This is a genomic window from Sphingomonas adhaesiva, assembly GCF_036946305.1.
Taxonomy (GTDB): domain Bacteria; phylum Pseudomonadota; class Alphaproteobacteria; order Sphingomonadales; family Sphingomonadaceae; genus Sphingomonas; species Sphingomonas adhaesiva_B.
This window is the reverse complement of the sequence record NZ_JAQIJJ010000004.1, coordinates 163,925-187,433: the sequence shown is the minus strand read 5'-3', so window position 1 is coordinate 187,433 and position 23,509 is coordinate 163,925. Positions and strand designations below refer to the sequence as shown.

The 23,509-nt window shown below is 68.5% G+C and carries 23 protein-coding genes and 1 tRNA gene; 14 read left to right on the top strand and 10 right to left on the bottom strand.

What is annotated here, in order from left to right:
- Positions 1–350 precede the first annotated feature (350 nt).
- The 4 genes from dksA to PGN14_RS07325 all read left to right on the top strand — a co-directional run bounded on the left by dksA (position 351) and on the right by PGN14_RS07325 (position 2,205).
- Positions 351–776 carry an RNA polymerase-binding protein DksA gene (dksA, locus tag PGN14_RS07340; RefSeq protein ID WP_335299187.1) on the top strand — a complete coding sequence of 142 codons (426 nt, stop codon included), beginning with the start codon at positions 351–353 and terminating at the stop codon, positions 774–776.
- Between the two features lie 101 nt (positions 777–877).
- A complete protein-coding gene (locus PGN14_RS07335; protein WP_335299186.1) occupies positions 878–1,192 on the top strand; it encodes a PilZ domain-containing protein in 315 nt (104 codons plus the stop codon).
- A 73-nt stretch (positions 1,193–1,265) separates the two neighbouring features.
- A tRNA-Leu gene (locus PGN14_RS07330) sits at positions 1,266–1,349 on the top strand.
- A 67-nt stretch (positions 1,350–1,416) separates the two neighbouring features.
- Positions 1,417–2,205 carry an SDR family oxidoreductase gene (locus PGN14_RS07325; protein ID WP_335298823.1) on the top strand — a complete coding sequence of 263 codons (789 nt, stop codon included), beginning with the start codon at positions 1,417–1,419 and terminating at the stop codon, positions 2,203–2,205.
- 133 nt (positions 2,206–2,338) lie between these two features.
- Here the strand turns inward: PGN14_RS07325 and PGN14_RS07320 are convergent, their stop codons facing one another.
- The 8 genes from PGN14_RS07320 to PGN14_RS07285 all read right to left on the bottom strand — a co-directional run bounded on the left by PGN14_RS07320 (position 2,339) and on the right by PGN14_RS07285 (position 11,065).
- A complete protein-coding gene (locus PGN14_RS07320; RefSeq protein WP_335298822.1) occupies positions 2,339–4,459 on the bottom strand; it encodes a TonB-dependent receptor in 2,121 nt (706 codons plus the stop codon).
- A gap of 211 nt (positions 4,460–4,670) precedes the next feature.
- On the bottom strand, positions 4,671–4,898 hold the full coding sequence (locus tag PGN14_RS07315; protein WP_335298820.1) for a hypothetical protein: 228 nt from the start codon (positions 4,896–4,898) through the stop codon (positions 4,671–4,673).
- 77 nt (positions 4,899–4,975) lie between these two features.
- Positions 4,976–6,232, bottom strand: coding sequence for an N-succinylarginine dihydrolase (locus PGN14_RS07310; protein ID WP_335299185.1), 1,257 nt, complete (start codon positions 6,230–6,232; stop codon positions 4,976–4,978).
- Between the two features lie 2 nt (positions 6,233–6,234).
- A complete protein-coding gene (locus tag PGN14_RS07305) occupies positions 6,235–7,254 on the bottom strand; it encodes an arginine N-succinyltransferase (RefSeq protein ID WP_335298819.1) in 1,020 nt (339 codons plus the stop codon).
- Positions 7,251–8,453: a hydrolase gene (locus PGN14_RS07300; protein WP_335298818.1), complete on the bottom strand. Its 1,203-nt coding sequence runs from the start codon at positions 8,451–8,453 to the stop codon at positions 7,251–7,253. The genes PGN14_RS07305 and PGN14_RS07300 overlap by 4 nt, the downstream gene beginning before the upstream one ends.
- Positions 8,454–8,491: 38 nt before the next feature.
- Positions 8,492–9,439 carry a DUF481 domain-containing protein gene (locus PGN14_RS07295; protein WP_335298817.1) on the bottom strand — a complete coding sequence of 316 codons (948 nt, stop codon included), beginning with the start codon at positions 9,437–9,439 and terminating at the stop codon, positions 8,492–8,494.
- A gap of 2 nt (positions 9,440–9,441) precedes the next feature.
- Complete coding sequence (locus tag PGN14_RS07290; RefSeq protein WP_335298816.1) at positions 9,442–9,927, bottom strand: RNA pyrophosphohydrolase; 486 nt, start codon at positions 9,925–9,927, stop codon at positions 9,442–9,444.
- A 157-nt stretch (positions 9,928–10,084) separates the two neighbouring features.
- Positions 10,085–11,065: an alpha/beta hydrolase gene (locus PGN14_RS07285; RefSeq protein ID WP_335298815.1), complete on the bottom strand. Its 981-nt coding sequence runs from the start codon at positions 11,063–11,065 to the stop codon at positions 10,085–10,087.
- Between the two features lie 54 nt (positions 11,066–11,119).
- On the opposite strand from PGN14_RS07285, the gene PGN14_RS07280 reads away from it, so the two are divergent.
- The 5 genes from PGN14_RS07280 to PGN14_RS07260 are packed head-to-tail and all read left to right on the top strand — an operon-like array spanning position 11,120 to position 17,745.
- On the top strand, positions 11,120–12,073 hold the full coding sequence (locus tag PGN14_RS07280; protein WP_335298813.1) for a histone deacetylase family protein: 954 nt from the start codon (positions 11,120–11,122) through the stop codon (positions 12,071–12,073).
- Between the two features lie 31 nt (positions 12,074–12,104).
- Positions 12,105–14,090, top strand: a complete 1,986-nt coding sequence (locus PGN14_RS07275) for a 2-oxoacid:acceptor oxidoreductase subunit alpha (protein WP_335298812.1) — start codon at positions 12,105–12,107, stop codon at positions 14,088–14,090.
- 51 nt (positions 14,091–14,141) lie between these two features.
- Positions 14,142–15,164 (top strand): 2-oxoacid:ferredoxin oxidoreductase subunit beta, encoded by a 1,023-nt coding sequence (locus PGN14_RS07270; protein WP_335298811.1) that lies wholly within the window; start codon positions 14,142–14,144, stop codon positions 15,162–15,164.
- A 17-nt stretch (positions 15,165–15,181) separates the two neighbouring features.
- The gene (locus tag PGN14_RS07265) at positions 15,182–16,522 is read left to right on the top strand and encodes a cryptochrome/photolyase family protein (protein WP_335298810.1); all 1,341 of its coding nucleotides are present in this window, start codon (positions 15,182–15,184) and stop codon (positions 16,520–16,522) included.
- 11 nt (positions 16,523–16,533) lie between these two features.
- A complete protein-coding gene (locus tag PGN14_RS07260; protein ID WP_335298809.1) occupies positions 16,534–17,745 on the top strand; it encodes a cyclopropane-fatty-acyl-phospholipid synthase family protein in 1,212 nt (403 codons plus the stop codon).
- 3 nt (positions 17,746–17,748) lie between these two features.
- Here PGN14_RS07260 and PGN14_RS07255 read toward each other — a convergent pair whose 3' ends face one another.
- Positions 17,749–18,459: an SDR family NAD(P)-dependent oxidoreductase gene (locus tag PGN14_RS07255; protein WP_335298808.1), complete on the bottom strand. Its 711-nt coding sequence runs from the start codon at positions 18,457–18,459 to the stop codon at positions 17,749–17,751.
- 7 nt (positions 18,460–18,466) lie between these two features.
- On the bottom strand, positions 18,467–19,924 hold the full coding sequence (gene purF, locus PGN14_RS07250) for an amidophosphoribosyltransferase (RefSeq protein ID WP_335298806.1): 1,458 nt from the start codon (positions 19,922–19,924) through the stop codon (positions 18,467–18,469).
- A gap of 116 nt (positions 19,925–20,040) precedes the next feature.
- Between purF and PGN14_RS07245 the strand changes: the two genes are divergently transcribed.
- From PGN14_RS07245 to PGN14_RS07225, 5 genes are read left to right on the top strand one after another with little or no spacing between them, the layout of a single operon-like run.
- Positions 20,041–20,289 (top strand): DUF7218 family protein, encoded by a 249-nt coding sequence (locus PGN14_RS07245; RefSeq protein ID WP_335298805.1) that lies wholly within the window; start codon positions 20,041–20,043, stop codon positions 20,287–20,289.
- A gap of 32 nt (positions 20,290–20,321) precedes the next feature.
- On the top strand, positions 20,322–20,684 hold the full coding sequence (gene hisI / locus PGN14_RS07240) for a phosphoribosyl-AMP cyclohydrolase (protein WP_335298803.1): 363 nt from the start codon (positions 20,322–20,324) through the stop codon (positions 20,682–20,684).
- On the top strand, positions 20,681–21,187 hold the full coding sequence (locus PGN14_RS07235; RefSeq protein ID WP_335298802.1) for a hypothetical protein: 507 nt from the start codon (positions 20,681–20,683) through the stop codon (positions 21,185–21,187). The genes hisI and PGN14_RS07235 overlap by 4 nt, the downstream gene beginning before the upstream one ends.
- A 32-nt stretch (positions 21,188–21,219) precedes the next feature.
- A complete protein-coding gene (locus tag PGN14_RS07230; RefSeq protein ID WP_335298801.1) occupies positions 21,220–21,639 on the top strand; it encodes a MerR family transcriptional regulator in 420 nt (139 codons plus the stop codon).
- Between the two features lie 4 nt (positions 21,640–21,643).
- The gene (locus PGN14_RS07225) at positions 21,644–23,446 is read left to right on the top strand and encodes an acyl-CoA dehydrogenase C-terminal domain-containing protein (RefSeq protein ID WP_335298799.1); all 1,803 of its coding nucleotides are present in this window, start codon (positions 21,644–21,646) and stop codon (positions 23,444–23,446) included.
- Positions 23,447–23,509: the final 63 nt, after the last annotated feature.

Genomic DNA, 23,509 nt, shown 5'->3' with positions numbered 1-23,509 from the left:
CCAAAGTGCGAAACAAAGGATTAAGCGCAAGCTCGTTTACCACCATATTGCCGCGTGCAGCCTGTATTCATCGGGAGTCGCGTAGAAGAACATGGTTAACGTCCCATCATGGGGCGGAAGATCGCGGGCGCGACGCGCGTTCGACTGCGGAACGCCGACGGGCGGCGGGCGGAGCGGCAGGACGTGCCGCCAAGCGTCTGATCCGACGGCATCCTCGCTTGTCGGCGCACGCGCGCCTCTTTATAGGCGCGGCCCGGGGCATACCGGTAAGGCCAATGGTCTGCCGGCTCCGGGGGCGGGAGATGGTCATGGCAACGGCGGTGACGGATATCGACAATGGGCGCGGCGGAATGACGGTTCCGGCGAACGATGCCGCGGACGGTTATCGTCCCGGCGCCGACGAACCGTTCATGAATGTGCGGCAACAGGCCTATTTCAGGGCCAAGCTGCTGGCGTGGAAGGAGGCGATCCTGCGCGAATCGCTCGGCACGCTGTCGCAGCTCCAGCTCGATTCGCTGCGCGAGGCGGATCTCAACGATCGCGCGTCGAGCGAGACGGACTGGTCGCTGGAACTGCGCACGCGCGATCGCCAGCGCAAGCTGATCTCGAAGATCGATGCCGCGCTGCGCCGCATCGACGAGGGCGAATACGGGTATTGCGAGGTGACCGGCGAGCCGATCAGCCTGGGCCGGCTGGAAGCGCGCCCGATCGCGACCATGACGGTCGAGGCGCAGGAGCGTCATGAACGCAACGAAAAGATTTCACGCGACGATTGAGGCGCTTCGTCGCGAAATTGCGCCAGATTAATTTCGGCTTTACCCGGATCGCGGTACCGCCCCGCAAATGACATCCGCGGTGAGAGCAATGGGACGAATCGATCGAGGCTTGTTCAAGGACGCCACACCAGCAGCCGATCCGGGTCGGCGGACGCCGCAGTGTCTTCGCGATCGCGCAGCTGCGCCTGATCGGGCAGGACGGATTCGAGGTGCGGGTACGCAACTTCTCGTCGGGCGGGCTGATGGCGGAACTGCCGCATGCGATCGCACCCGACAGCGCGGTCGAGGTGGAATTGCCGCAGGTCGGCTGGGTCGCGGGCCGCGTCGTGTGGCAGACGGAGGGGCGCGCCGGCATCGCCTTCGATCGCGCGATCGATCCCGATCTGATCGACGGCGACGGCGGCCCGTCGCGCTGAACTGATCGTCCTGCGCGTCAACTCCGCTCTGGACGCGCAGGGCGCAACCGTGGCAAGGCGCGCGCTCTTCCACGCGGGCGTGGCGGAATGGTAGACGCAGCGGACTCAAAATCCGCCGTAGCAATACATGTCGGTTCGAGTCCGACCGCCCGTACCAGCTAAAACGATCGACTTGCGCCCGCGCGCGCCACGCGCCATCCTTTTACCAACGTAAAGGGAGAGTGATGATGGGCGAGTTCAGCGGTCGGCACGTGTTCGTGGCCGGCGCCTCCAGCGGGATCAACCTGGCGATCGCGCACGGCTTCGCGGCGGAGGGGGCGAAGGTCACCGTGCTCAGCCGCAGCGCGGAGAAGATCGAGGCGGCGGCGCAGGGGCTGCGCGACGCCGGTGCCACCGCGCTCGGCATCGCGTGCGACGTGCGCGACTATGCCGGGCTGGAGGCGGCGTTCGCGCAGGCGGTGGCCGCGCACGGCGCGATCGACGTGCTGGTGTCGGGCGCCGCGGGCAATTTCCTGGCGCCTGCGCTGGGCGTCAGCGCCAATGCGTTCAAGACCGTGATCGATATCGACCTGCTGGGCACGTACAATGTGTTCCGCGCCAGCTGGGATCATCTGGTGAAGCCGGGGGCGTCGCTGATCGCGATCACCGCGGGACAGGCGGTGCGCGCGTCCTCGTTCCAGATCCACGCCTGTGCCGCGAAGGCGGGCGTCAATATGGTGACCAAGTGTCTGGCGCTGGAATGGGGTCCGGCCGGCGTGCGCGTCAACGCGATCTCGCCCGGCCCGATCGCGGATACGGAGGGGATGCGCCGCCTCGCCGATCCGGAGCGCGAGGCGAAGATCAAGAAATCGCTGCCGCTGCGCGACTATGGCACCAAGGCCGATATCGCGGAGGCGGCGATGTTCCTGTCCAGCCCGGCGGCGAAATACATCACCGGCACGATCCTGAACGTCGACGGCGGCAGCGACCTGGGCGACGCCAGCGCCGACGCGCTGACCGTGCCGACGCGCTGACCAAAGTTCCCCTCCCCTTCAGGGGAGGGGCTAGGGGTGGGGCAGTCCGCCGGAGGCAGTCATACGCGACACTCTCTGCGAGACCCACTCCACCCCAAACCCCTCCCCTGAAGGGGAGGGGCTGGAAAACGGATCAAATCCCCACCCGCAGCGTCACCCGGATATCGCGCCCCGCCAGCGGCGCGAAATCCTTCAGCACGCTGGTCGCGCGCCGTGCCTCGACGTCGAAGATGTTGTTCGCCGCCAGCAGGATGCTGCGCCGGTCGCCGTCGCCCCACGGGCGGAACGACAGCGAGGCGTTGACCAGCGTATAGGCGTCGGTGGTCGTCTCCAGCGGCGCCACCCGGCGCTGCGCGAAGGCATGCTCCACCTCGACGCGCGCGCTGCTGGTGGCGCTGCGCGCCTCCAGCCCGCCCAGCAGCCGCAGCGGCGGGATGCGCGGCACCGGGCCGCGGTCCACCACCTCGGCATGGACGTAATCGCCCAGCAGGTCCGCCGTGATCACATGCGCGCCCACCGTCGCCAGTCGCGCCGACGCATCCGCCTCGAACCCGTAATAGCGCGCCTTGGCCTGGCTGTACTGGAAGCAGGGCAGGCCATCGATATCGCCCGATGGCGTCGCCGCCTGGCACACCGTATCGACGACCCGCGTCTCGTAGATATAATCGTCGAACCAGTTGTAATAGGCCGATGCGTCCAGGCTGAACGCGTCGCTGTGCGCGTGGAACGTCGCCTCCAGCCCCCAGGATTTCTCGGCGCGGAAATCGGCGTTGCCCAGCTCATAGGCCTGCGTCCCCGCATGCGGCCCGTTGGCGAACAGCTCCTCGGCCGACGGCGCGCGCTCGGTACGCGATCCGTTCAGCCCGATGCGCACGCCCTCCGCCAGCGCATAGCTCGCGCCGATCGACCCCGACCAGGTATCGAACCGCCGCTGCCCGCCGAAGAACCCGCGATCGTCGGTCACCGGCTTGGCGTTCAGCGTCGTGCTCTCGTACCGCACGCCGCCTTCGGCCTTGAAGCGGCCGTCGTCATATTGCTGCAGCGTGAAGAGCCCGACCTGCTGCGTGTCGTTGCGCGGCAGGAAGGCTTCCTCGCCCACGACGTTGAACGCGCGGCTGAAATATTGCGCGCCGGTCGCCCCCTGCCAGCCGCCGCGCTTCGCCTGAACGACCTCCAGCCGGCCTTCCAGCCCCTTGTTGTAGAAGGCGGTGCCGACCGACCCATCCTCCTCCAGCTCGAAATGGCGATAATTGGCATGCGCCGCGCGCAGCCGGATGGCATCGATCACGCTGCCGCGCGGCGTCACCTCGGCGCGCAGGTCGTAGCGGTTCTGCACCACGTCGAGCCGCGGCGCCTCCTGCTCCTGTCCCGGCGCGGTCGCGTAGCGGATCGGCAGGCCATAGACGCTGTCATAATGGCCATAGGACACGCCCAGCGTCCCGCCATCGGTCACGATCGCCGCGCCTGCGCCTGCGGTCCACGTCTCGACCGCGGTATTGGGCAGGCGCCCGCGCAGCGCGGCGGTGGCGGCGAAATCGATCGGCTCGTCCGCGTCCGGCTGCGGCAGCCCGACCGAGGCCAGCGCATCGCGCCGCGCCTGCGCGGACAGCACCGGACCGCCGATGCGCAGGTCGTCCGCCTTCAGATAGGATCCGTCGACGTGCAGCACCAGCGGCCCGGCGGCCACCACGTCCGCCGCGCCCGCGACCGAGCGCTCGTCCGCCGCGCTGCCGTAATTGGCCAGCGCATCGACGCGATATCCCTTCTCCGGCAGCGCGCGCGGGATGCGGCGGTCGACCACATTGACCACGCCGCCCACCGCGGAGGAACCGTACAGCAGCGCCGCTGGCCCGCGCAGCACCTCGACCCGCTCCGACAGCAGCGGATCGATGATCACCGCATGGTCGACCGAGGTGTTGGACACGTCGATCGACCCGATGCCGTCGGTCAGCACGCGGATGCGATCGCCCTGGAAGCCGCGCAGGATCGGGCGCGACGCATTGGGGCCGAACGAGGTGGAGGACACGCCCGGCAGCCGCGCCAGCGTCTCGCCGATCGTGGAGCGCAGCTCGCGCGTCAGGTCCTCGCCCGCCAGCACCGACGTGCCCTGCAACACGTCCGCCTCGCTCTGCCGGATCGGCGCGGAGACGATGATATCGTCGGAGCGATGCGGATCGGGCTGGCGCACGTCCTGCGCGGTGGCGGGCAGGGCGATCGCAAGCGGGGCGACGGCGGCAAGCAGCAAGGTCTTCATCGGCAACTCCATGAACTGGGGTGCCTGATAACGGAATGTTACAACGTATCAAGGCATGTTCGCGGTTGCGGCAAATGTGTTGCAGGAATGTCATGATCGCGCGTTCATCGTCACCCCGGGCCTGACCCGGGGTCCAACCTGCCGCCTGCGCATCGGCGTCGGTGTGCGCGGATCGATGGATGCCGGGTCAAGCCCGGCATGACGGTCACCCTCAGCGCACCGCGTCGCCCCGTTCATACGCCACCGCGTCGAGGATCTTGCCCCCGGCCATGAACACCGCCGCGGTGCAGGCCGCGAACAGGATCCACCCTTGCGTCCCCGGAAAGCGATGGAGATACCCCATGCCCCGCTCCACCGCGCCCGCGGCGAGCGCATAGATGACGAGAAATGCCTCGAACCGGGTCTTGATCACGAACAGGCGGCCGAGGCGGGTCAACATGCCCCGCACCGCCGCAAGGACCGTGCCAGCGGCGGAAAAGCGCGAGTCTCTGGCCATCGGACATGGTTACCTGTCAGTTAATCCGACAGATATAGCGCGCCCAGGTCCAGCGCGTCGAGCAGCGCGCGATGCGCCGCCTCGATCTGCGCGATCAGCACGGGGTCGCCGATCGCCTCCGCCGCGATCGCCTCTGGCCAGTGGCGCTCGATCACCCCGGCGATCCGGTCCAGCTTCGCCGCATCGACCAGGAAGCGCGGATCGACCGTCGCCGGATCGGCGACCACGCGCAGCCGCAGGCACGCCGGCCCGCCACCATTGGCCATGGATTCGCGCACGTCGACCACCTCGACCCGGCGGATCGCGCCATTGCCCGCCAGATGCCCCTGAAGCCATTGCCACACGCGCGGGTTGTCGCGCGCCTCGCCCGGCACGATCAGCGTCGGCGCGCCGTCCGCGGGTGTCACCAGTTGCGCGTTGAACAGATAGGAGCCGATCGCATCCGCCAGCGACACCGACGCGGCGGGCACCTCGACGATCTCCACGTCGGGCATCAGCGCGCGGATCGCGGCATGGGTGGCGTCGCGGTTCGCGAACGCCTGCTCATGCGCGAACAGGATACGCTCGTTCGCCACCGCCACCACGTCGTTGTGGAACGCGCCCGCCGCGATCGCCTGCGCCGATTGCTCGACATACAGCACCTGCGCCGGATCCAGCCGGTGCGCCCGCGCCACTGCGCGGCATGCCTCCAGATGCTGGCGCGCGGGGAAGGCGCCGCCCGCGGTGCCATAGACGAACAGCTCGACCCCCGCCGCGCCATGCCGCTCCGTCAGCCGCATATGGTTGGCCGCGCCCTCGTCGCCGAACGGCGCCGGGACCGGGGCGTGGACCGCGAACGCCGGATGCGCGAAGGCGAGGCGCAGTTGCGCCAGCGTCGCGGGCCATTCGTGGCTGCGATGCGGCATCGTCACCAGATTGGCGACCGTCAGGTGGCAGCGTCCGTCGCCGCAGTCGGGCGCGGGCGATACGGTCGCCGCATTCGCCGCCCACATCGCCGAGGCGGACAGCGCGCGCGCCTTCAGGAAGGTATCGGCATCGGCATAATTGCTATGCAGCGCCGCCAGCCATGCATGATCGGGGCGGGGGTGGGGAACGAACACGCCCTGCACCAGCCCCAGCGCGATGTTCGCGCGCATCTTCGCCACGCCCTGCAACGCCGCGGCGCGCGGGTGCGCTACCGCGCCGGCATTGCCGGTCGCGGCCAGATTGCCCGGGCTGAGGCCGGCATAATTGTGGCTCGGCCCGACGATCCCGTCGAAGTTGATCTCGCGCATCATGCTCACAGCCGCGCGATCCAGCTGATCGTGTCGCCCGGAGCGACCCCCAATGCGCTCGCCGCCGCGGACGACAGCGTCACCGCCCCGTCGCGCTCGCCGACGGTGCCATAGGCGCAGCGGAACGCCTTCAGCCGCCCGGTCGCCACCAGCGCCTCGGTGCCGCCGGGCGTGTCCGCGATCGCGGCGACCTTGCCGTCGCGCGCTTCCTTGATCGTGCGCACCTGGTCGGTGCGTGCCGTCATGGTCGGCCCGCCATCGAAGATGTCGATATAGCTTTCGAACGCAAAGCCTTCGTTTTCCAGCATTCTCATCGCCGCGCGTCCGGAAGGGTGCGGCAGGCCGATCGCGGCGCGCGCGGTCTCCGACAGCATCGCGGTATAGATCGGATGCTTGGGCATCAGGTCGGCGATGAACTGGTGTCCGTTGATCGCATTGAACTCGTCCGCCGCCTGGAAATTCATCCCGAAGAAGCGGCCCGCCAGCCCGTCCCAGAACGGCGACCCGCCCGCCTCGTCGATCACCCCGCGCAGCTCCGCCAGCACGCGGTCGGCGAATCGCGGGCGATGCGCGCGGATGAACAGATAGCGGCTGCGCGCCAGCAACAGTCCCAGCCCGCCCGCGCGCTCGCCGGGGTGGAGGAACAGCCCGCCGACCTCGCTCGCTCCCTCCAGGTCGGTGGTCAGCGACAGCATCTCGGCACGGAACGTCCGCTCCAGCTCGCGGCTGTGCTGCGTCAGGGTGCCGATGCGATAGCTATAGAAGGGGTGCTTCTGCCCGACATGCGTGATCAGCTGGCACGTACCGCGCACGTCGCCGTTGGCGGTGTTCTCCAGCATCAGCACGAATTGCTCGTCCGACAGGGCCGTGTCGTCGCGCTCGAACGCGGCTCGGCTCAGCGCCAGCTTGTTGCGCAGCGATGTGCGATCCGCGGGCAGGTTGGTGAACCCCCCGCCGGTCAGCTTCGCCATCTCGTACAGATGACGCAGGTCGTCGTCCTGCGCCGCACGCACCACGAACGTCATGCCATCGCTCCGTCAGCGATGCGCAGCAGCGTGACGGCGGAGAGCGCCGCGCGTTCGGACAGGCTGTCCACGATCAGAAACTCCTCGCTCGAATGGATCGCCCCGCCGCGTGCGCCCATCGTGTCGACCACGGGGACGCCGCAGGCGGCGATGTTGTTGCCGTCGCACACCCCGCCGGTGTCGCGCCACGCGATCGCCTGCCCCAGCGCCGCGCCGGCGTCGCGCACCGTGGCGAACAGCCGCGCGGCACCCGCGTCGATCGGCTTGGGCGGGCGGTTGAACCCGCCATGCGTGTCGATCGCGACGTCATATTCGCTCGCCACCGCCGCCACCGTCTCGCGGATCAGCGCCCCGGCGCGCGCGATCTCGCCCGCATCCTTGGGCCGGAAGTTGACGCGCAGGATGGCGAGGTCGGGGACGACGTTGTTCGGCCCGCCGCCGTCGACCCGCGCCGGGTTCACCGCCAGCCGCGGCGAGCGCGCGGCGTGCAGCCGCACCGCCAGCGCCGCCGCCGCCGCGATCGCGTTGCGACCGTCTTCCGGGTTGCGCCCGGCATGTGCCGCACGCCCGCGTACCACGATCGAGAAATTGCCGGTGCCGCCGCGCGCGCCCGCCAGCGTGCCGTCGGGCAGCGCGGGTTCGTAGGTCAGCGCCGCCACCTTGCCGCGCGCCGCATCGGCCAGCAGCGCGGCGGAGGAGAAGGAGCCGGTCTCCTCGTCCGAATTGATGACCACGTCGTAACCGATCGCGATGCCGCCCGCCTCCACCGCCAGCAGCGCCTCCAGCATCAGCGCCAGCCCGCCCTTCATGTCGGCGACGCCCGGGCCGTTGAGCACGCCCTCCTCGCGCCACGCCAGCGTCTGGAACGGGTGATCGACCGGATAGACCGTGTCCATATGCCCGGTCAGCAGCACGCGCACCGCCGCCTCCGGCCGCACGGACAGATGCAGGTGGCGCCCATGCGCCAGCGCCGTCACCGTGCCGTCGACGCCCACGCTCTCCGCCGCCGCCGGCTCGACCAGCGACAGTTCACCCGGCAGCGCCGCAAAGGCGTCCGCCAGCAGCCCGGCCATCGTCGCGCACCCCGCGACGTTGCGCGTCCCGCTGTTCACCGCCGCCCAGCGCTCCACCCGCGCCAGCATCGCCGCGGCATCCAAGCGCTCGATCGCGTCACGTTCGTTCGGGGAAAGCTGATCCATGTGGTCAGCCTAGCGACCGCGGCGTGCGAACGGAACCGTCAGAAGGTATAGACCAGCGACGCGCGGCTGGTGCGATCGGTCGGCACCCGTCCCGCGGTCGGCGCGCTTTCATATTGCACCGTATAGGACAGCCGGGCGGAAAGCGGGCCGAGCAGCTTCGCCTCGATCGCGGAGACGCTGCGGATCGTGCTGTTGTACCGCTCCAGATACATCGCGGCGTCCTGCGTGACGACCAGCCCGCTCACCAGCGTCCAGTCGAGGTCCAGGCTGCCGCGCACCGCGAGGCTGCGCTGCATCGTGTCGTCGGTGAAGTCGGTTTCGCGAAAGGCGGGGCCAAGCTCCACATCCGCGGTCAGCCCGGTCCGCCGCAGCACGCCATAGCCCGCGCCGACCGACACCGAATAGCGATTGTCATAGCCCAGGAAGCGATCCGCCTCATATTGCGCATTGCCGTAGATATAGCTGCGATCGTCGATCTTGTAGTTCGGCTGATAGGCGGCGACGTAGCGTTCGCGGCTGGTGACGCCCGCGGTGCGCTGGAAATCCGCCTGCGCCAGCACGCGGTGGCGCCAGCGCAGCCCCTCGCGCGTCAGGTCCAGTGTGCCTGTCAGCCCGGTGACGTCGGTATTGCCGCTGGAGGCGAAGCCACCCGCCTCGATCCGCCCGCTCCACAGCTCCAGCGCGCCCGCGCGGCGCACCCGCTGGTCGCGCGCGCGGGCGCGCGCCTCGCGCCACTCGGTCGCGCGGCGCAGCACCAGGTCGCCCGATCCCGGATCGGCGACGCGGGAATATTTGACGATCGTATCGACCCCGCTTTCGTCCCCGGTCTGCATCGCCGCGTCGAGCATCGCGCGCACCTCGGGCGGGATTTCCGGCTGCGGGATCGTGTCGAGCGCGACGCCGACATCGGTCAGCACCGGCGCCGGCACGTCGAGCGGTGGCGCCACGACCTGCGCCGCGGCCAGGGTCAGGGAGGCGGCCAGCATCGTCAGGCGATCGGCAGATGCCCGGAAAAGGCCGCGATCACATCCTCATACAGCTTCTTCTTGAACGGCACTATGAGGTGCGGCAGGTCCGCGGCATCGGCCCAGCGCCACGCGCGAAACTCCGGGTGCGGCGTGTCGATGCGGATGTCGTCGTCGGTGCCGTCGAAGCGGAACAGGAACCACCGCTGCACCTGCCCGCGATATTTCCCCTTCCACACCTTCCCGATCATCTCGGGCGGCAGGTCATAGACGAACTCGCCCGGCGCCTCCGCGATCAGCGTCACCTTGTCCGCGGTGACGCCGGTCTCCTCCCACAATTCGCGCACCGCGGCGTCTCGCGCGTCCTCGCCCGGATCGACGCCGCCCTGCGGCATCTGCCACGCCTCCAGCACGTTATCGAGCCGCTGCCCGACGAAGACCCGGCCCTCGCGATTGAGCAGCATGACGCCCGCGCACGGGCGATAGGGGAGGGAGGCATGATCGGTCATGCCTCGCTCCCTAGCACGGACCCTATCCTCCCCTGCAAGGGGAGGGGGACCGCCGCGAAGCGGTGGTGGAGGGGGGGCGCGCGATCGTTGGCGCGACGCCCCTCCGTCGGCGCCTGCGGCCCGCCACCTCCCCTTGCAGGGGAGGAACGCCCTGATCCTATCCCGCCGCCTGCGCCATCACCCGCTGCGCCTCCGCCTCGACGATCGCCGCCTTCACCGCCGCCAGATAGCCCGCGACATCGCCCTGCGCGGACGGGATCGCCTGCCGCAGCGTGATGAAGCCGTGGACGATCCCCTGCGCCTCGCGGAACGTCACCGGCACCCCCGCCAGCGCGAGTGCTGCGGCATAGGCGCGCCCCTGGTCGCGGATCGGGTCCAGGCTCGCGGTGATGACGACCGCGGGGGGCAGCCCCTTCAGCTCGCCCGCCAGCGGCGACGACCGCGGGTGCGCCGGGTCCGCGCCATAATGTTCCCCGAACCAGATCATCCCGTCGCGCGTCAGCAGGAAGCCGTCGGCGAAGTCGTTGAACGAGGGATATTCCTTCGCCATGTCCGCCGCCGGATAGATCGGTGCCTGCACCACCACCGGCACCGCCGCGGGATCGTCGCGCAGCGCCATCGCCACCACGATCGTCAGATTGCCGCCCGCGCTGTCGCCCGACAGCACCAGCGAGGTCGCGGTCCGCCCCAGTTCCGCCGGATTGCCCGCGACCCAGCGCGCCGCCGCCTCGCAATCGTCGGGCGCGGCGGGCCATTTCGCCTCGGGCGCAAGGCGATAGTCGACCGACACCACCGGCAGGTCGAGCAACCGCGCCATCTCCGCGGTGAAGCTGGCATGCGTGTCGATGTCCCCGATCACGAACCCGCCACCGTGATAGAAGACCACCACCGGCCCCGGCGCGCGCGTCTCGCGCGCATCGAACAGCCGCGCCTTGATGTCGCCGCCCGGCCCCGGGATCGACAGGTCCTTGATCACCGCGAGCGCGCCGACCGGCGGATCGGCCACGTCCTTCATCGCATAATAGACCGCGCGCGCATCCGCCGCCGATTGCTCGTGCATCTTCGGACCCGGAACGCTGTTGAGATAGTCGAGGAACCCGCGCACGTCCGCGCGAACGAAGGGGCCGGTATCGGTCATGCACGTCTCTCCTGCTCAGGTGGCGCGTTCGCCTTTGCAACCTATCTTATCGATATGATCCACGTCGTCCACCACCCCGATTACGTGACCGAGGCACCGGGGCGCAGCACCTATCGCTCGGGCAAGAACGGCGCGATCCGCGACCTGCTGCGCCGGCGCACCGACGTCGCGTGGCATGAACCCCAGCCGATGCCGCAACACTGGCTGGAGGCGACGCACGACCCCGATTATGTCGCCGAGGTGCTCGCCGCCGCCGTCCCGCGCGAGAAGGAACGCCGCATCGGCTTCCCCGTCACCGCCACCGTCGCGCGCCGGTCGCAGGTCGTCCCCGGCGGCACCTGGCTCGCCGCGCACCTCGCGCTGCGCCACGGCTTCGCCGCCAACACCGCGGGCGGCAGCCACCATGCGCTTGCCACCACCGGTGCGGGCTATTGCGTGTTCAACGACCTCGCCATCGCCGCGACGCGGCTGGTGGAGGAGGGGAGCGTCGCGCGCCTCCTGATCGTCGATGTCGACGTCCATCAGGGCGACGGCACCGCCGCGCTGACCGCCGCCGACCCGCGCATCGCCACCTATTCGATCCATGCCGAGAAGAACTTTCCCGTTCGCAAGGCGCGCTCGACGCTCGACGTCGGGCTGGCGGACGGCACCGGCGACGACGACTATATCGACACGCTCGCCACCACGCTCACCCCGCTGCTCGACCGGCACCGTCCCGACCTCATCCTCTACCAGGGCGGCGTCGACCCGTTCGCCGACGATCGCCTCGGCCGTCTCGCGCTTTCGCAGGACGGGCTGGTCCGCCGCGACCGTCTGATCGCCGCGCTCGCCATCGCGCGCGGTGTGCCGGTCGCCAGCACCGTGGGCGGCGGCTATGGCGATGACGTCATGGCGCTGGCGCAGCGGCATGTGCGCGTCATCGGGACGCTTTCCGACATGTTCGGACAAGCGGAGGTTGCGCCGACGCAATATCCTTTTACCTTGGCCGGTGAAGCGCCACCCGCGTAAGAAGGTGGCAAAAGAAAACGAAGGAGAGCCGATGGCCACCGCCGCGCATCAGGTCACGCCCGAAGAGGCGGCCGCGTCACCCGCACCGGAGTCGATGGTCGTGCGCTTCGCCGGCGACAGCGGCGACGGGATGCAGCTGACCGGCGGGCAATTCACGCTCTCCACCGCGCTGGCGGGCAACGACCTCGCCACCTTCCCGGATTTCCCCGCGGAGATCCGCGCGCCGCTCGGCACCCTGTTCGGCGTCTCCGCCTTCCAGATCAACTTCGGCTCGACGTCGATCGAGACCGCGGGCGACATGCTCGACGTGCTGGTGGCGATGAACCCCGCTGCGCTCAAGACCAATGTCGATGCGCTCAAGCCGGGCGGCCTCATCATCGCGGATGAGGGCGAGTTCGGTCAGCGCAACCTCGACAAGGCGAAATACCCGGCCAACCCGCTCGACGACGGCACGCTCGCGCGCTGGCAGGTGATCCGCCTCAACATCTCGCAACTCACGCTCGACGCGGTGAAGCCCTTCGGCCTCGGCAACAAGGAGGCGCTGCGCTGCAAGAACATGTGGACATTGGGCCTCGCGCTCTGGATGTTCGACCGCGACCGGCAGCCGCTGGTCGACTGGCTCAAGGCGAAGTTCGCGAAGAACGCGACGCTGGCGGAGGCGAACATCGCCGCGCTCAACGCCGGCCACGCCTATGGCGAGACGGCGGAACTGGGCCAGACCGTCAAGCAGCACGCGCTCCCCGCCGCGCCCGCCGAACCCGGCCTCTACCGCACCGTGACCGGCGCGGAGGCGATCAGCCTCGGCCTCGTCGCCGGCGCGAAGCTCGCCGAACTGCCGATGTTCTTCGGCGGCTATCCGATCACGCCCGCGTCCGCGATCCTCCACCATCTGTCGCGGCTCAAGGAATTCGGTGTCACCACCTTCCAGGCGGAGGATGAGATCGCCGCCATCGCCTCCGCGATCGGTGCCAGCTACGCCGGGCAACTCGGCGTCACCTCCTCCTCCGGCCCCGGCATCGCGTTGAAAGGCGAGGCGATCGGCCTTGCGATCATGACCGAACTGCCCTTGGTCATCGTCAATTCGCAGCGCGGCGGCCCCTCGACCGGCCTGCCGACCAAGACCGAACAGTCCGATCTCTATCAGGCGGTTTATGGCCGCAATGGCGACGCGCCCATGCCGGTGATCGCCGCGCGCTCGGCGGCGGATTGCTTCGAGGTCGCGATCGAGGCGTGCCGCATCGCCACCCAATATATGACCCCCGTCATGCTGCTGACCGATGGCTATATCGCCAATGCCGCGGAGCCATGGAAAGTCCCCGATCCCAACAGCTTCGATCCGTTTCCTGTTGCGTTCTTGCAAGATGTGCCGGAGGGCGGGTTCCAGCCCTACGCCCGCGACGACAAGCTGGCGCGCCCCTGGGTCAAGCCCGGCACCCCCGCGCTGCTCCACCGCATCGGCGGGATCGAGAAGAAGCAGGGCACCGGCAACATCGATTATTCGCCCGCCAACCATCAGGAGATGACCGACACCCGCAAGGCGAAGATCGACGGTATCCGCGTGCCGGATCAGCAGGTCGAACTCGGCGATACCTCGGGCACGCTCGCGGTCGTCGGCTGGGGTTCCACCTTCGGCCCGATCCATCAGGCGGTGCGCCGCGCGCGCCGCAAGGGGCTGGACGTCAGCCACATCCACATCCGCCATATCTGGCCGATGCCGCACAATCTCGCTGTCCTACTCCGCGGCTTTGAGCATATCCTCGTGCCCGAGATGAACACCGGCCAGCTCAAGACCGTGCTGCGCGACCAGTTCCTGGTCGACGCCAAACCGCTCAACAAGGTGTCGGGCCAGCCCTTCCGCATTTCTGAGATCGAGGCCGCGATCGCGACCTTCTTCGACGGCGTGCCGGGCAACGAGGGCGGGGAGGTGCCGGCCGACGCCGCCCAACTGCCGACCCCGCAATCGGGCCATGACGACGGCTCGCTCCGACCGGAGGCGCATTCTCCGCAAAGTGTTTGAGGTCGCGTTTCGCGCCACCATCGCCAACATCCGCCCAGCAGGACCCGCCCGATGAACGACATGACTCCCGGTTTCGCGGTGACCAAGCCCAAGGATTGGGAGACCGATCAGGAAGTCCGCTGGTGCCCCGGCTGCGGCGACCATGCCATTTTGAAGGCGGTGCAGCGGACCATGCCCGAACTCGGCGTGCGGCCGGAAAACACCGTCTTCGTCAGCGGGATCGGCTGCTCTTCTCGCTTTCCTTATTATATGGAGACCTACGGCTTCCACACCATCCACGGTCGCGCGCCCGCGGTGGCGACGGGGGTGAAGCTGGCCAATCCGGACCTCGATGTCTGGATCATCACCGGCGATGGCGATGCGCTGTCGATCGGCGGCAATCACACGATGCACCTGTTGCGTCGTAACCTCGATTGCCAACTCCTGCTGTTCAACAACGAGATCTACGGCCTCACCAAGGGCCAATATTCGCCAACATCCAGGGTGGGTACGCAATCGCCCTCGACACCGTTCGGTTCGGTCGACCGTCCCGCCAACCCCTGCGCCTTCGCGCTCGGCGCCGGCGCCCGCTTCGTCGCGCGCGGCATCGACGTCCACAAGAATCTGGTCGGCGTGCTGAAGGCGGCCCATGCGCACAAGGGCGCCAGCTTCGTCGAAATTTTCCAGAATTGCATCGTCTATAACGACGACGTCTTTGCGCCCTTCACCGAAAAGGCGAACGCGGCCGAGGGGCAGATGTGGGTCGAACACGGCAAGCCGCTGACCTTCGCGAACGGCGCCAAGGGACTGGCGCTCGATCCCGCGACGCTGTCGCTCAAGGTGGTTGCCGGCGATGACGCGAACGTGCTGGTCCACGACAAGGCCAACCGCGCCATTGCGCATCTGCTGGTCGAGATGCCGTTCGGCACCTTTCCGATGGCTCTTGGCGTCATTTACGAGGACCCTGCACCCACCTTCGAAAGCGCTGTCGTGACCCAGAATGCGCAGGTCGCCGCCGGCAAGACCCCCGATCTCGCCAAATTGCTCGCCAAGGGCCAGACGTGGATGGTCGAGAAGGAACCGCGGGTGGAGTAGCCGCGTAGCGTCCGGCGATGACCAGTCTGCTATGGCTCCGCCAGGACCTCCGCCTCCACGACCACCCCGCGCTCACCGCCGCCGCTCATGCCGGCGCGGTGATCCCGGTCTATGTGCTGGACGACGAAGCACCGGGCGCGTGGCGCATGGGCGGGGCGCAGCGATGGTGGCTCCATCACAGCTTAACACCCTTATCTAAGTCACTGAAAGAGAAAGGAAGTAAGCTGATCCTACGCCGCGGTAACGCGGCCGAGGTGCTGGCCGACCTTGCCACCGAAACGGGTGCGGAGACGATCCACGCCATCCGCCATTACGAGCCGTGGTGGCGCAAGCTCGAAGATGCGCTCGGCGATCGGCTCTGCCTCCACGACGGCAACCATCTCGCCCCGCCGGAGCAGGTCACCACCGGATCGGGCGGGCAATATCGCATCTATTCCTCCTTCTGGAAGGCGCTCCAGCAGCAGCTTCCTCCCGACGACCCGCTCCCCATGCCCCGCTCGATCCCGGCCCCGGATACGTGGCCGAAGAGCGACAGATTGGCCGACTGGAACCTGCTGCCGACCAGTCCCGACTGGTCCGGCGGCTTCGACTGGACACCCGGCGAAGCGGCCGCACTGGCGAAGGTAAAGTCGCTTGATATCAACGACTACGACACCGCCCGCAACATGCCCTCGCAAGAGGGCAGTTCGCGTCTGTCGCCCCACCTCCACTTCGGCGAGGTGTCGCCGCGCACCGTCTGGCAGGCCACCGGACGTGGCGACACCACCTTCCGCAAGGAACTGGCGTGGCGGGACTTTACCAGCGGCGTCATCCGGGCGCTCCCCCGATACGGCGAGGAAAACGGCCGCCCCGCCTTCGACAAGCTCCCCTGGCGCACCGGCGCGGAGGCGCGGCGTGACCTCAAGGCATGGCAGCAGGGCCGCACCGGCTACCCCATCGTCGACGCCGGGATGCGCCAGCTATGGACCACCGGCTGGATGCACAATCGCGTCCGCATGATCACCGCCTCCTTCCTCATCAAGCACTTGCTGATCGACTGGCGCGAGGGGGAGCGCTGGTTCTGGGACACGCTGGTCGACGCCGATTACGGCAATAACGCGGTCAACTGGCAGTGGGTGGCGGGCACCGGGGTGGACGCCAACATGTTCGGCCGGATCATGGCGCCGCTCTCGCAATCGGCGAAATTCGACGCCGGCGATTATATTCGCCAATGGGTGCCGGAACTTGCCGGGCTGGCCGACGACGTCATCCATGATCCTGAGGGGGCAGGGTGCCGCCCACGCGATTACCCCGCGCCGCTGATCGGACATCGCGAAGCACGCGAACGCGCGCTGGCGGCGGGGCGGAAGGTGCGATAGGCGCGCTGCGCATGGACGCGGCGACCACCCGGATCACTCCTCCTCCTCCCGCCGCGCGGTGGCTCGGCCGGGTATTTCATCGCGTGCTCGACCGTATCGACGCGGGTCTGCGCGAGGGCGCGATCGACGCACAACTCCCCGACGGCACGCGCCGCCTGCTGGGCGGCCACGCCGCCGGCCCGCTCACGATCGTCCGGGTGGTACGCTGGCGCGCCTTGTGGCGGCTGGTGAGCGGCGGCTCGATCGGCTGGTACGAGGCGTGGGAGGCGGGCGACTGGACCAGCCCGGACGAGGTGCCGATCTTCGACCTGTTCATGCGCAACCGCGCCGCGCTGGGCGACGTCGCCCGCGCGAAGGCGAGTGCGAAGCTGGCGGCGCGCCTTCTCCACCGCCTGCGCCGCAACGACCGCGCCGGGGCGAAGCGCAACATCGCCGCGCATTACGATCTGGGCAACGATTTCTACCGCGAATGGCTCGACCCGACGCTCACCTATTCCAGCGCGCTGTTCACCGATCCCCATCAGCCGCTCGCCGCCGCGCAACAGGCGAAGCTCGACGCGATCCTGCGCCGCACCGGCGCCCGGGCCGGCGAGCGCGTGCTGGAGATCGGCTGCGGCTGGGGCTCCTTCGCCGCGACCGCCGCCGCGGCGGGGGTGGGGGTCCATGCGCTGACGCTGTCGACCGAGCAGCGCGACCATGTGCTGGCGCGTGGGCTGCCCGACGTGACGGTGGGGCTGACCGATTATCGCGATGTCCAGGGCACGTTCGACGCAGTCGCCAGCATCGAGATGGTGGAGGCGGTTGGCCCCGAATATTGGTCCGCCTATCTCGCGACGATCGCCCGCGTGCTGAAGCCGGGCGGTCGCGCCGCGCTCCAGCTGATCACGATCGCGGACGACGTGTGGGACGCCTATGCCGGCGGCGTGGACTTCATCCAGCGCTATGTCTTCCCGGGCGGATCGCTGATCTCCGAACGCCGCTTCCGCGCGATCGCACAACGCCATGGGCTGTCATGGCAGGACGCGCTGTCGTTCGGCGAGGATTATGCCGAAACGCTTCGCCAATGGCGCGACCGGTTCGATGCAGCGGTCGCACAGGGGCGCCTGCCATCGCGCTTCGATGCGCGCTTCCAGCGGCTGTGGCGCTATTACCTGATGTATTGCGAGGGCGGCTTCCGCGGCGGCGGAATCGACGTGATGCAGGTGACGCTGGTCAGGGAATGAGCATCAGCCCGCGACGCGCTCGCGGTGGTTCGGCTCGAAGCCGTCCACCGCCAGCGTCGCGATCCGCTCCGCCACCATCTCCGGCGGCTTCACCGACGCGGGATCCTCGCCCGGATAGGCGCGCGCGCGCATCTTGGTGCGCGTAGCGCCGGGGTCGAGCACCGCGACGCGGATGCGGCCGATCTCCGCCATCTCGTCGCCATAGGCCTCCAGCAGCGTCTCGAACGCCGCCTTGGACGCGCCATAGGCGCCCCAATAGGCGCGCGGTGTCCGCCCCACCGAGGAGGTGACCCCGATCACGCGCGCGCCGTCCGACCGCCGCAACATCGGATCGAACGCCTGCAACAGCGCCAGTTGCGCGGAGACGTTGAGCGTCAGTACCTGCGCGAATTCCTTGGCGTCGATCGCCGGCACCGCCGCGAGCGTTCCCAGCATCCCCGCGTTCAGCACCATCACGTCCAGCGCCTGCCAGCGCTCGCCGATCGCCGTCGCCAGCTTCGCGATCGAATCGCTCTGCGCCAGATCGAGCGGCGCGATCGTCGCCGATCCGCCCGCGTCGAAGATCGCCTGCTCGACCTCCTCCAGCGCCGCCGCGGTCCGCGCGGTCAGGATCACATGCGCCCCCCGCGCGGCCAAAGCGATCGCGGTCGCCGCACCGATGCCGCGGCTGGCGCCGGTGACCAGCGCCAGTTTGTCCTTCAGATCCTGCGTCATCGTCGCGTCAGTTCACCCGTTCGGCGAGCAGCGCGAACTGGTCCACCGCGCTCGATTCGTCATGGTCGGTCAGCGCGGTCGGATAGTCGCCGGTGAAGCACGCATCGCAATATTTGGGGCGGATGTCGGCGCGGTGCGTCTCGCCCAGCGCCTTGTACAGCCCGTCGATCGACACGAAGGCGAGGCTGTCGGCATGGATGAACTCCGTCATCCCGCCCAGGTCGAGCTTCGCGGCGAGCAGTTTCGCGCGTTCCGGCGTGTCGACGCCATAGAAGCAGCTGTGCCGCGTCGGCGGCGAGGCGATGCGCATGTGCACCTCGGCCGCACCCGCGTCGCGCATCATTTGCACGATCTTGAGGCTGGTGGTGCCGCGCACGATCGAATCGTCGATCAGGACGACCTTCTTGCCCTGGATCAGCGCGCGATTGGCGTTGTGCTTCAGCTTCACGCCCAGGTGCCGAACCTTGTCGCCCGGCTGGATGAAGGTGCGGCCGACATAATGCGAGCGGATGATGCCCAGTTCGAACGGGATGCCGCTTTCCTGCGCATAGCCGATCGCGGCGGGGACGCCCGAATCGGGCACCGGAATCACCAGATCGGCCTCGACCGGCGCCTCGATCGCCAGCTGGGCGCCGATATTCTTGCGCACGGAATAGATCGAATGATCCTCGACGATCGAATCGGGGCGCGAGAAATAGACCCATTCGAAGATGCACGGGCGCGCGGCGACCTTTTCGAACGGCTTGATCGAGCGGATCTCGTCACCCTGGACGATCACCAGCTCGCCCGGCTCGACCGAGCGGACGAACTCCGCACCCACGACGTCGAGCGCCACGGTTTCGGACGCGAAGATCACCGCATCGCCCAGCTTGCCCATCACCAGCGGACGGATGCCGAGCGGATCGCGGCAGGCGATCATGCCGTCGGGCGTCATGACGATCAGCGCATAGGCGCCCTCGACCTGCTTCAGCGCGTCGATGAACTTGTCGAGCAGGGTGCGATACTGGCTGGTCGCGACCAGGTGGATGATCGTTTCCGTATCGGAGGTCGACTGGAAGATCGACCCGCGCCGCACCAGCTCGCGCCGCAGCCGCATGGCATTGGAGATGTTGCCGTTATGCGCGATCGCGAACCCGCCCGACTGCAATTCGGCATAGAGCGGCTGGACGTTGCGCAGCGCGGTCTCGCCGGTGGTCGAGTAGCGGACATGGCCGCAGGCGACATCGCCCTGGAGCGCGCGGATCACCTCGTCGCGGTCGAAATTGCCCGCGACATGCCCCATCGCGCGGTGCGTGTGGAACTCGCGACCGTCGAAGCTGGTGATGCCGGCGGCCTCCTGACCGCGATGCTGGAGCGCATGCAGCCCCAACGCCACGAGGGCGGCGGCGCCGTCGGAGCCGGAGGCACCGAAGATGCCGCACTCCTCGTGCAAATGGTCGTCGTCGAACGGATGTGTGGTCAGCATGTGGCGGGGGCTTCCATCGTGCGGGGCCGCATATAGCGACTGACGCGCGAATGTCATCAAATCGCGGAGCGTTTCGCCGCACGCCGCGTTCCGGTCGGTTCGACAGGAGGTTCGCGATGGCCAGGGACCACGGATCGCAGATCAAGGACGACGCGCTGTACGAGGAGCTGCGTCATCAGGGCGCGTCCAAGGAGAAAGCGGCGCGAATCGCCAACGCAAAAGCCAACGGCTCGCTCGATCACGAATCGACCCGGCTCGAGGATCGCACGAAGCAGGCATTGTACGACGAGGCGAAAGAGATCGGCATCGAGGGCCGGTCCGGAATGACCAAGGACGAGCTGATCGCGGCGATCCGCGACCGCTGACACATGGTCGCCGCGGTGCTAGGCGACGTGCCATGGCCGACGATCGTGAGCAGGGCAGCATTTTTCAACCGAAGTTCGATGCCGCGGGGCTGGTGACCGCCGTCGTCACCGACCGCGCGTCGGGCGCGCTGCTGATGGTCGCCCATATGAACGCCGAGGCGATCGCGGCGACCCGCAGCAGCGGCGAGGCAACCTTCTTCTCGCGCAGCCGCGGGCGGTTGTGGAGGAAGGGGGAAACCTCCGGCAACGTCCTGCGCGTGGTGGAGATGCGCGTCGACTGCGATCAGGACGCGCTGTGGATCGTCGCCGATGCCGCCGGTCCCGCCTGTCATACCGGGGCGACGAGCTGCTTCTATCGCCGGGTCGGCGCGGACGGGCTGGAGCGCGTCGATTGAGGCCCATCGCGGGCGCCGTGCTGCTGCTGCTCGCCGGCTGCGATCGGTCGGGGGAGGCGGGCGCGGCGGATCCGCGCGGTGGTCAGGCGCTGGAGCAAGCGGCCCGGACCGCCGACCTCGTCCCCGATCCCGCCCGGGTTTCGCCGGTCGGCGTGTTCGTCGCGGATGGCGACCGCGTCTGTGTGGTGCCCAAGGGGCGCGACGCGGAGGATGGCTATCGGCTGGGCGCCAGCGTTGATTATGGCGAGGGTCAGCGCTGCACGGCGCGCGGCGCCGCGACCGGGCGTAGCACGATGGCGGTGGACTTCGGCAGCGGATGCCGGTTCGATGCGCAAAGCGATGGCGATCGGCTCGTCTTTCCCAGCGTCCTGCCGGCGTCGTGCGAGACGGTATGTGAGGGGCGCGCGACGCTGGCGGCGTTGCGGGTCGAGCGGTTGAGCGATGCCGCAGCCGAGGCATCGCGCCTGCGCGGTGCCGACGGGAAGCTGCTGTGCGCCGATTGACGTTCACGTAAGCGGAATGTAGAAGCGAGGGCATGAGTTCGTCCGCCGCCTATGCCGTCGTCCCGCCGCGGCCCGACCGCGACAGCTTCAGCATCACCGATCTGTCGAGCGAATTCGGCATCACGCCACGCGCGCTGCGATTCTATGAGGATGAGGGGCTGATCGCGCCGGAGCGGCGCGGCCTCGCGCGCATCTATTCGCAGCGCGATCGCGCGCGCGTCGCCTGGATCCTGCGCGGCAAGCGCGTCGGCTTCAGCCTCGCCGAGATCCGCGAGATGATCGACCTCTACGACATCGGCGACGGGCGACAGGTCCAGCGCGCCGTCACGATCGACCGCTGCAAGGCGCGGATCGACGCATTGAAGAACCAGAAGCGCGACATCGACGCCGCGATCGAGGAGCTGACCGCCTTCCTCGGCGTGGTCGAGAGCGCGCAAGCCAAGGAAGACTGACCCCATGCCGCAGTACACGCCGCCCGTCCGCGACACCCGCTTCGTGCTGGAGCATGTCGTCGGGCTCGACCGCTATGCCAATGTCGAGGGGTTTGCCGCCGCCACGCCGGACACGGTCGACGCGGTGCTGGAGGAGGGCGGCCGCTTCGTCGCCGAGGTGCTGTTCCCGCTCAACCAGTCGGGCGATCAGGAAGGCTGCAAGCGGCATGACGACGGCAGCGTCACGACGCCCGCCGGGTTCAAGCAGGCCTATGACCGCTTCGTTGAATCGGGCTGGGGCACGCTGAGCGCGCCGGAGGCGTTCGGTGGGCAGGGGATGCCGCACGTCGTCTCGACCGCGTTCCAGGAATATATGATCTCCTCCAACATGGCGTTCGCCATGTATCCCGGGCTGGCGCATGGTGCGATCGCGGCGCTGGTGGTGAAGGGCTCGGCCGAGCAGCAGCAGAAGTATCTGCCGAAGATGGTGTCGGGCGAATGGGGCGGCACCATGAACCTGACCGAGCCGCAGTGCGGCACCGATCTGGGCCTGATCCGCACCAAGGCGGAACCGCAGGCGGACGGCAGCTATGCGATCACCGGCACGAAGATCTTCATTTCGGCGGGCGAGCATGACCTGACCGAGAATATCGTCCATCTGGTGCTGGCCAAGACGCCGGGCGCGCCCGACAGCAGCAAGGGCATCAGCCTGTTCGTCGTGCCAAAGTTCATGGTGAACGACGACGGCTCGCTGGGCGAGCGCAATGCGGTGTCGTGCGGCTCGATCGAGCACAAGATGGGCATTCGCGCCAGCGCGACTTGCGTCATGAACTATGACGGCGCGAAGGGCTGGCTGGTCGGCGAGGAGATGAAGGGCCTCGCCGCGATGTTCATCATGATGAATGCGGCGCGGCTGGGCGTCGGGTTGCAGGGGCTGGCGATCGGCGAGGTCGCATTCCAGAACGCCGTCCAATATGCCAAGGACCGCCGTCAGGGCCGCGCGCTGACCGGCGCGGCGGAGCCGGATGAAAAGGCCGACACGCTGTTCGTCCACCCCGACGTGCGCCGCATGCTGATGGAGGCGAAGGCGTGGACCGAGGGGCTTCGTGCGCTGTGCCTGTGGGGCGCGTTGCAGGTCGATCTGGAGCATAATGCCGCGACCGAGGAGGAGCGCCAGCTGGCGGGCGACCTGATCGGGCTGCTGACCCCGGTCATCAAGGGTGTGGGCACCGACAAGGGCTATGAGATCGCGACCAACGCGCAGCAGGTCTATGGCGGGCACGGCTACATCCAGGAATGGGGGATGGAGCAGTACGTTCGCGACGCCCGCATCGCGCAGATCTACGAAGGCACCAACGGCGTGCAGGCGATGGACCTCGCGGGCCGCAAGCTGGCGATGAACGGCGGCCGCGCGGTGCAGGCGTTCGGCAAGCTGGTGCTGGAGGAGATCGCGGCGGGCAAGCAGAACGAGGCGACCGCCGACTTCGCCGCCCGGCTGGAGAAGGCCGCGGGCGAGCTTCAGGGCGCGACCATGTGGTTCCTGGCGAACGGGATGAAGAACCCGAACAACATCGGTGCGGGCGCGGTGCCGTACATGCATCTGGTCGGTGTCGTCGCGGTGGGGCTGATGTGGCTGCGCATGGCCACCGCGGCGGCGAAGCTGAAGGGCGAGGGCAGCGGCGACGCGGCGTTCCTCGATGCGAAGCTGGTGACCGCGCGCTTCTATGCCGAGCGTGTGCTGCCGCAGGCGGGCGCGTTGCGGCGCCAGATCGAGGGTGGTGCGGAGGCAGTGATGGCGCTGCCGCCGGAGATGTTCGCGGCGGCGTAATGTGGGCGCCGGCTGGAGGCCGGGATGACGATTTGGGGGGCGCCCGGTTGCCCTGCCCGGTCG